Below are 7,038 nucleotides of genomic sequence, written 5' to 3'. Positions count from 1 at the left end.
GTGATGCCCTCGATCATGCGGCCTTCCCTATCGAACACCCAGCCGACGATCTCGGCGATGCCCCCGGCCTTCTGCAGCGCCTTCAATTCGCTCTCCGAAATGAAGCCGTCCTCGTAGAGCGGCGCCTTGGGGCCGAGGTCGCCGATGCCGATGAAGGTGACGTCAGCCTCGGCGGCAAGCGCAAGCGTCGGCTGGATCATCGGCTGGTTGAGCAGCATCTCGCGCTCCTCCGGCGACGAGGCGATGACCGGCAGCGGCATCGGAAACGAACGCGCCTTGACCCTGTCGGCCATGGTGAAGATGACGTTGTAGAAAGCGGCCGAGCCGTCCGGCGAGATGTTGCCGGTCAACGACACCACCTTGTGCTGCGGGCATTCCATCGGCGGCAGCTGCTCGATCGCCGCCTTCAGCGTGCGCCCGGTGCCGATCGCCATGACGATCGGGGTCGGTGAACGCAACCGTCGCTCGATCTCGGCGGCAGCCGCCTCGGCGATGCCGATCGTGGTCGAGGACGAGTTGGGGTCGCTCGGCACCACTTCGACCAGATCGAGCGCAAAGCGCGATCTCAGCCGTGCCGCCAGATCGAGGCAGTTGGCGATCGGATGGTCGACGCGAACCTTGATCAAGCCCTCCGACACCGCCAGCGATACCAGCCGCTGCGCCGTTTGCCGCGAGATGCCAAGCGTCGAAGCGATCTGGTCCTGTGTGTTGCCGGCAACATAATAAAGCCAGCCGGCGCGTGCCGCATCGTCCAGCCTGTTGCTGCCACCATCCTGCCGGCTATTCAAAGTCCTGCCTCCCGAGACCGCCGGTCATGAGAGCGGCCCATGCCCACTTTCGCAGGGAACGGCCTGCTGCGCAATTGTCAAATCTCGGGGGCAATTGCTTGCTGTCCCTCGGCGTAGGCACGGCCCAGTTTCTCGTCTCCCCACGATGTCTGTCTCGCCAAGAGACTTGGCTGCGGTCCCGGCAGGCGGCACGTTCTTGCGCTCCGAAGGTTTATCTCCCGGCTCAAACCCTTTAAGGGATGGCAAAAAGGAGCCTCGCATGACGCCGAAAGCGGTTTTCTGGGACATGGACGGCACGCTGGTCGACAGCGAACCGCTGCACGAAGCTGCCCTGGTGGCGGCGATGCGCAATGTCGGCCTTGTCCCGCCGAACGATCTGCATGAGCGCGTGCTCGGCGTCGCCGCCTGGCCGGTCTACGAGATGATGCGCGACGAGTTCGGCCTGGACCTGCCTTTCGACGACTGGATCCTGCGCAAATACGAACACTACCTGCCGCTGGTGGAGAGCTTGAAGCCGCGCCCCGGCGCGATCGAGATCTTCAACGAGCTGCGTACAAGAGGCATCCAGCAGGCCGTGGTCTCGAATTCGGACCGGATGATCGTCGACGCCAATTTGAGCATGGTCGGCCTGATCTACCCCGGCATGAAGACGATCAGCCGCAACGACGTGCGCGAAGGCAAGCCGCATGCCGAGCCATTCCTGCGCGCCGCGTATCTGGCCGATGTCGACCCCGCGCAGGCGGTGGCGATCGACGACAGCTGGCCGGGCGCCATGGCAGGGCTGGCGGCGGGAATGAAGACGATCTTCTGGCCGGAAAAGCCGATGGAAGGCCCGCCCGGCGCCGTCGTCATCAACAGCGCCGAGGAATTGGGGAAAGAGCTGGGGCTCTGAGGAAAACCGCCCAGGTCGGCGCCGTCCCTCATCCGCCTGCCGGCACCTTCTCCCCGTATAGTGACGGCACGGGGAGAAGGACGCTCAATTCCGGTAGACCGGTTCCTGCTCGTCGAGGATCGCCTTCAACTCGCTGAGATGGCGTTCGGCCTGGCCGGGATAATCGTCCATCTCGCTCGCCGCCTTTTCGGCGATCGCGTCAGAAAGCGTGCGCAGCGGGCGGCCGGTCCACAGCGCCTTGATGTATGTCTCGGCGGCGCGTTCGAAATAGAACATGCGGTTGAAGGCATCGGCGACCGTGTCGCCGATGACCAGCACGCCGTGATTGCCCATCACCATCACCTTGACCTTGGGATCGACGAGAAGCTGCGAGCAGCGCTCGCCCTCCTCCTCGAAGGCCAGCCCGCCATAGTGCGCGTCGACGACATGGCGGTTGAAGAACATCGCCGAATTCTGGTCGATCGGCGGCAATGTCGAGTCAGCGAGCGATGCCAGCACCGTAGCGTGGATCGAGTGCACATGCATGACGCAGCGCGCGTGACGCACATTGCGATGGATGGCGCCATGCAGCCCCCACGCCGTCGGGTCGGGCGCATTGGGGCCGGAGAGCGTTTCCGGATCGTTGGCATCGATCATCAGAAGGTCGCTCGCCTTGATGCGCGAGAAATGCACCTGGTTGGGGTTCATGAGGAATTGTGTGCCCTCATCGTTGACGGCCAGCGAGAAATGATTGGCCACCGCCTCGTGCATGTTGAGCCGCGCCGTCCAGCGGAAGGCACAGGCGAGATCGACGCGCTCCTCATAGTAGGGCAGGTTGGTCAGCGTTTCCTTTTGCAGACGGGCAAGGCTCATCGAAAAATCCTCCGGTTTCGGCAAGAATGCCGTGGCCAGCCCATTCCCGCAACCGGTTTTGGTTGGTGCAGGGATGCTCACGCCGCCGTGCTGGCAGCGGCAGCGCCGGCTCGCAGGCCGCCATGCTCGATGATGAAATCGATCACCTCCTGCAGTCCCTTGCCGCGCGACAGGTCCGTGAAGCCGAACGGCCGCTTGCCGCGCATGCGGCCGGCGTCGCTCTCCATCACGTCGAGGTTGACGTTGACGTAAGGAGCCAGATCGCTTTTGTTGATGACCAGGAAATCGGAGCGGGTGATCGCCGGCCCGCCCTTGCGCGGAATCTCCTCGCCCTGGCAGACCGAGATGACATAGAGCGTCAGGTCGGCGAGATCCGGCGAGAAGGTGGCGGCAAGGTTGTCGCCGCCGGATTCGATGAAGACGATGTCGAGGTCCGGGAACTTCCTGTTCATCTGCGCGATCGCCTGCAGATTGATCGAGGCATCCTCGCGGATCGCGGTATGCGGGCAGCCGCCGGTCTCGACACCCATGATGCGGTCCTCGGGCAGCGCCTGCAGCCGCGCCAGCATCATGGCGTCTTCCTTGGTGTAGATGTCGTTGGTGACGACGGCGATGGAAAACTCGTCGCGCAGCGCCTTGCACAGTTTTTCGGTCAGCGTCGTCTTGCCCGAACCGACCGGGCCGCCAATGCCGACGCGCAGCGGACCATTTGTCTGTGTCATGCGGGAAACTCCGTGATGGCGAGGATGGCAAAGCCGAGCCCGATCAACAGGCACAGCGGCGAATAATAGCGGACATCGAGCCGCGCGAAAGGCTGTTCAGGCGTCAGCCGCCGCCACCATGGCGTGAAGCCGGCTATGCCGCGCCCCAGGAACACCAGACCGATGAGCAGCGACGTGGCGGCGAGACCCTCCTTGGGGAAGGGTGAAGCGAAGACTCCCATGAGCGCCAGCGGCCATAGTGTCGCCAGGCACAAGCACGCGGCAACGGCGAAACTGGCAAACGGCGTCGGCATCTCATCGACGCCGCGAAAGCCGACCACGGCGCGAGCGCAGGAGGCTGCGTCCTGGCCCGGCCAGATGCCGCCAAGGCCCCAATAGACATGCAGAACGGTGATCAGCAGCAGGACAAAGGATAGCGAGAAGGCGAGAAAAATCATGAGCGGAACAGTCGCGAATATTGGGTTTCATGCTTCATCGCCATGACATCGGAGACGAAGGCGCAGCCACCGAGATCGTCGAGTGTCGAGCGCGCGGCGCGGCTTGCGGTCGCCAGGGCCAGCGGCTCGAAGCCGGCTAACAACGTGGTCGCGCCGCTCTGGCCGACGATGCCAAGCCGGATCGCTGCCTGCACAAGGTTGGAGAAGAAGGTTTGCAGGAAGGCTGACAGCGCATCCTGAAGCGCGATGCCGTTGCCACCCGCAATGGCGCCGACGGCGACGCAATAGGCGCATTCGGCCGGCAGGCGCTCCAGCACCGGATTAGGCCAGGCGGCCGCCGCTTTGAGGAAGGCTCCACCCTGGAGCATGGTCTCGGTATGGCGTTCGCGCGAGCCGGCCAGGGCTTCGGCGAGTGCCGCCACTTCATCGAGATCACCGGTGCCGCATGCTCGGCGCCAGCTCTCGGCGAACAGCACGGCGTCGTTCCAGCCCGAGCCCATCTCGACCAGCGTCTCCAGCCAGCCGGCGAGGCTCCCGGCATCGGCAACCAACCCGTCATGCACCGCCCGCTCGAGACCATGGCTGTAGGAAAAGCCGCCGACCGGAAAGGCAGGCGACAGCCACGCCATCAGCCGCAGCAGGGCGATGTTCGAAGGCTGGTCAGTCATGATCGTGGTGATGGCCGGCATGACTGTGCGAATGGGAATGCGCTTCGCCATGAGAATGGCTGTGCGCTTCGGCGTGCGCATGCGCATGGCCGTGATCGTGGCTTTGCCCAGCATGGCCGGAATAGGCGCCGCGCACCGGCTTGAACGGTTCGGAAACGTCGGTCACGGTGGCGCCCAGCCCCTCCAGCATCGCCTTGATGACATGGTCGCGCAGGATGAGGATGCGTCCGGCCTCGATGCCTGCCGCGAGATGGCGGTTGCCGATATGCCAGGCGAGTTCGGCCAGATGCACGCCATCGCGGGCGCGGATGTCGTAGACCTCTTCCGGTGCCGCGATGATCTCGATATGGCCGCCATTCTCCAGCACCAGCCGGTCGCCATCGTTCAAGGCGACGGGTTCGGGCAGGTCGACCAGCACCTTGCTGCCGTCGGCAAGTTCGATGGCCCGGCGGCGCAGATGCCGCTCGTCATGGGCGAGAATGGCCCGGCCGGACGGTAGGGTGGTTCCGGCAGCGCCGGCGGACAGCACCGAGACGACGCGCGGGAATTTGGTGAAGTCGGTGTTGAGGTTGAGTTTCATTTCATGGATTTCCCATTTGCTTGTGCCCGCACACGCGCGATCCAATGGCCTTGTACATGTCGAACCCTGCCTTTCCCCAACAAAGCTAGACCATCGCGTTCGTTCAGACGATGGTGTCGAAGAGCCGCAGGATGAACGATATCTGGTAGATAAGCGCCGCCGTGACAAAGGCGATGTGGAAGCGGCGGTCGCGCACCAGGATCGCGATGATGCAGAGCGCGACGAAGACGGGCGTGCGGAACAGATACTCGCTGCCGAAGCGGGCGAAATGCTCCGGCCCCTTCAGCAGCGTGTCGACCACGTCGAGCAGATAGGTCGCCGCCAGCAGGCCGAAGAACCACGCCCGCCGCGAATAGAAGAAATCCTCGTAGCTGGTGTAGTCCAGCATCGAATCGGGAAACAAAAGCGCGCACAGCAGGAACAGCGTGATCGCGTAGAAAATGATGAACAAATATTTGCCGAAGGTCCAGATCTCGACGGCGTAGAGGCCGAACTCCCACCACCAGAAATGCACCAGCATCAGGAGCACCGAGACGACCCAGGCCAGATGCACGGTATAGAGCTTGTACTGGCCGGGATGCTGGACGATGCGCGCCACCCCCGACAGCAGGCGGGCGACACCAAGCCCGATCACCATGCCCATGACGATGCGGATGTGCGGGAAGATGTCGTGGGCGGAAGCGATTTCGGTGGTCATGCTCGATCACAATGCAGCTGTTGGTTGGCCGCATAGTGCTGCCTTCCACCAAGGGCTGCAACGGATAATGCTCGCCCGGTGGAAGCGCCGCTTCAAAACAGAAAATACCGTTGCGCCATCGGCAGCACCGTCGCCGGCTCGCAGGTCAGCAACTCGCCGTCGGCGCGCACCTCGTAGGTTTCCGGATCGACCTCGACATGCGGCGTGGCGTCGTTGAGCACCATCGAATGCTTGCCGATGCCGCCGCGGGTGTTTTCGACGGCGACGAACTGCTTGTCGACACCGAGCCTGCCATGCAGTCCCGACTCGAGCGCTGCCTTGGAAACGAACGTCACCGACGAGTTGGTCCTGGCCTTGCCATAGGCGCCGAACATCGGCCGGTAATGCATCGGCTGCGGCGTCGGGATCGAGGCGTTGGGGTCGCCCATCGGGGCTGCGGCGATCATGCCGCCGATCAGCACCATGTCCGGCTTGACGCCGAAGAAGGCCGGGTTCCACAGCACCAGGTCGGCGCGTTTGCCAACCGCGATCGAGCCGATGTCTTTCGACAGCCCATGCGCGATGGCCGGGTTGATCGTGTATTTGGCGATGTAGCGGCGGACGCGGAAATTGTCGTTGTTGCCGGTCTCCTGCGGCAGCGAGCCGCGCTGGCGTTTCATCTTGTCGGCGGTCTGCCAGGTCCGGATCGCGACTTCGCCGACGCGGCCCATGGCCTGCGAATCCGACGAGATGATCGAGAAGGCGCCGATGTCGTGCAAAATGTCTTCCGCCGCGATGGTCTCCTTGCGGATGCGGCTTTCGGCAAAGGCGATGTCTTCGGGGATCGACGGCGACAGATGATGGCAGACCATCAGCATGTCGAGATGCTCGGCCAGCGTGTTGACCGTGTAGGGCCGCGTCGGATTGGTCGAGGACGGGATGACGTTGGGCAGGCCGCAGACCTTGATGATGTCGGGCGCGTGGCCGCCGCCGGCGCCCTCGGTGTGGAAGGCGTGGATGGTGCGGCCCTTGATGGCGGCGACCGTGTTCTCGACAAAGCCGGATTCGTTCAGTGTGTCGGTGTGGATCATCACCTGCACGTCGTAATCGTCGGCGACCGACAGGCAGCAATCGATGGCCGCCGGCGTCGTGCCCCAGTCCTCGTGCAGCTTCAGCGAGCAGGCGCCGCCCAGCACCATTTCCTCGAGCGCGGCGGGCAGCGAGGCATTGCCCTTGCCCGACAGGCCGATGTTCATCGGAAAGGCGTCGAAGGACTGGATCATGCGGGCCATGTGCCATGGCCCCGGCGTGCAGGTGGTGGCCAGCGTGCCGTGCGCCGGGCCCGTGCCGCCGCCGAGCATGGTGGTGATGCCTGACATCAGCGCTTCCTCGATCTGCTGCGGGCAGATGAAGTGGATATGCG

The 7,038-nt window shown here is 63.9% G+C and carries 9 protein-coding genes; 1 reads left to right on the top strand and 8 read right to left on the bottom strand.

The genetic code is table 11. The features are described 5' to 3' along the window. A partial coding sequence (locus tag EOA22_RS20020) for a sugar-binding transcriptional regulator (RefSeq protein WP_164755662.1) occupies positions 1-788 on the bottom strand: 788 nt, incomplete at its 3' end. 259 nt (positions 789-1,047) lie between these two features. On the opposite strand from EOA22_RS20020, the gene EOA22_RS20015 reads away from it, so the two are divergent. Continuing rightward, complete coding sequence (locus tag EOA22_RS20015; RefSeq protein WP_063169754.1) at positions 1,048-1,680, top strand: HAD family phosphatase; 633 nt, start codon at positions 1,048-1,050, stop codon at positions 1,678-1,680. 84 nt (positions 1,681-1,764) lie between these two features. Here EOA22_RS20015 and EOA22_RS20010 read toward each other — a convergent pair whose 3' ends face one another. The 7 genes from EOA22_RS20010 to ureC all read right to left on the bottom strand — a co-directional run. Next, positions 1,765-2,532: a class II aldolase and adducin N-terminal domain-containing protein gene (locus EOA22_RS20010; RefSeq protein ID WP_024502042.1), complete on the bottom strand. Its 768-nt coding sequence runs from the start codon at positions 2,530-2,532 to the stop codon at positions 1,765-1,767. Between the two features lie 77 nt (positions 2,533-2,609). Next, on the bottom strand, positions 2,610-3,254 hold the full coding sequence (gene ureG / locus EOA22_RS20005) for an urease accessory protein UreG (RefSeq protein ID WP_013528407.1): 645 nt from the start codon (positions 3,252-3,254) through the stop codon (positions 2,610-2,612). Beyond that, positions 3,251-3,691 (bottom strand): DUF3995 domain-containing protein, encoded by a 441-nt coding sequence (locus EOA22_RS20000; protein ID WP_024502040.1) that lies wholly within the window; start codon positions 3,689-3,691, stop codon positions 3,251-3,253. The genes ureG and EOA22_RS20000 overlap by 4 nt, the downstream gene beginning before the upstream one ends. Then, positions 3,688-4,359, bottom strand: coding sequence for an urease accessory protein UreF (locus EOA22_RS19995; protein WP_063170432.1), 672 nt, complete (start codon positions 4,357-4,359; stop codon positions 3,688-3,690). The genes EOA22_RS20000 and EOA22_RS19995 overlap by 4 nt, the downstream gene beginning before the upstream one ends. Continuing rightward, positions 4,352-4,939 carry an urease accessory protein UreE gene (gene ureE, locus EOA22_RS19990; protein ID WP_063169755.1) on the bottom strand — a complete coding sequence of 196 codons (588 nt, stop codon included), beginning with the start codon at positions 4,937-4,939 and terminating at the stop codon, positions 4,352-4,354. The genes EOA22_RS19995 and ureE overlap by 8 nt, the downstream gene beginning before the upstream one ends. A gap of 103 nt (positions 4,940-5,042) precedes the next feature. Further along, the gene (locus tag EOA22_RS19985; RefSeq protein WP_027161070.1) at positions 5,043-5,636 is read right to left on the bottom strand and encodes a hypothetical protein; all 594 of its coding nucleotides are present in this window, start codon (positions 5,634-5,636) and stop codon (positions 5,043-5,045) included. Between the two features lie 92 nt (positions 5,637-5,728). Next, on the bottom strand, positions 5,729-7,038 hold a 1,310-nt coding region (gene ureC, locus EOA22_RS19980; protein ID WP_127390161.1), incomplete at its 5' end, for an urease subunit alpha.

It is taken from the genome of Mesorhizobium sp. M7A.F.Ca.US.014.04.1.1 (genome assembly GCF_003998745.1).
Taxonomy (GTDB): domain Bacteria; phylum Pseudomonadota; class Alphaproteobacteria; order Rhizobiales; family Rhizobiaceae; genus Mesorhizobium; species Mesorhizobium ciceri.
Note: the sequence above shows the minus strand (reverse complement) of the source record. Positions and strands in the feature narration are given on the sequence as shown.